This window comes from Mesorhizobium sp. B283B1A, assembly GCF_020165735.1.
GTDB classification, from domain to species: domain Bacteria; phylum Pseudomonadota; class Alphaproteobacteria; order Rhizobiales; family Rhizobiaceae; genus Mesorhizobium; species Mesorhizobium opportunistum.
The window spans coordinates 1-1,171 of the sequence record NZ_JAIUIQ010000092.1 but is presented as its reverse complement, the minus strand read 5'-3'; the positions used below and the strand labels follow the sequence as shown (position 1 = coordinate 1,171).

The 1,171-nt window shown below is 63.3% G+C and carries 1 pseudogene; it reads right to left on the bottom strand.

Going from position 1 to position 1,171, the window contains the following annotated elements:
• Nucleotides 1–147: 147 nt before the first annotated feature.
• A pseudogene (locus LB577_RS33035) lies at nt 148–1,113 on the bottom strand (IS5 family transposase); the annotation flags it as partial.
• Nucleotides 1,114–1,171: the final 58 nt, after the last annotated feature.

Genomic DNA, 1,171 nt, shown 5'->3' with positions numbered 1-1,171 from the left:
GGGCCCGTTGCGTTATTGATCTCCGGGCGTGAGAGGAGAAGGCAAGGGCAATACGGAGGGGTTTTCGGCTCGGGTTTGGGGCCGAATGGGTTGAGGTTTGAGGTATTTGGCGGATTTCGGGCGCAATGCGGCCCTGTATCAGGTCGCCAGCGTCACCCAGCGGCGCATGTTGAAGGCCATGGCGGCGATGAGGATCTGTCCTGCCGCCTTGGCCAGGCCGCGGTAGCGGATGGCGCAAAGCCGCATGCGGTTCTTCAAGGTGGCAAAGGTCGTCTCGACGGCAAAGCGTTGCCGCGCGATCAGCCGGTTGAAGTGCTTCAGGCGCGCCGGCAGATGCGGATGATGCTTGTTGGCGCGCCGCATCAGCCTTGGCTTGATCCCGCGCTCTCTCAGCAATGCCTGGCGCGCCTTGGTGTGATAGGCCGCATCCGCCAGCACCGCGCCTTCGTCGCCACAGATCAGATGATCCGCCTCGACCGTGTCGTTGACGTTGGCCGCTGTCGTTCTCACCCGGCGGATCAGGCCAGAGCCCTGGTCGACACCGACATGGGCCTTGTAGCCATAGGAGAAGCCAGGCTTGCCTTGCCGGCGTGTAAAGCCGGCATCGGGATCGCCGGACTCGCCCGCCTCTTGCGCCGCTCCACTGGGTGGCCGTGCCGCCGCCGTCTCGATCACCGTGGCATCGAGCATCGTACCGCGCCGCAGGATCAGCCCAGCCTTGTCCAACTGCCGGTCCAGTTCGCCAAACAGCTTCTCCAAAAGCCCGGCCTCGACAAGAAGATTGCGAAAGCGGTTGAGCGTGGTGTGGTCGGGCACCGTCTCCTCGAGCGTCAGCCCAACGAAGCGGCGGAACGACAGCCGATCGGCGAGCGCCTCCTCCAGTTCGCTGTCCGACAGTCCATACAAGGACTGCAGCAGAAGCGCCTTGAACATCACCAGCGAATTGTAGGCCGGCCGGCCTGGTCCGGCCGGCGAGCGCAGCCGCGCCAGGATCTTCTCGAAGCGATACCACTTCACCAGCGACGACAAACGGTCCAGTCGGCCGCTCCGACCAAGACCCTGCGGCAGCAGAGCCTCCACAAAACTGAACTGACCGCTCGGCTTCGTCGTCATTGCACGATCCCCTGTTCAAAAACAGGGAATCACATCCACCCAATTTTGCAACAATCCC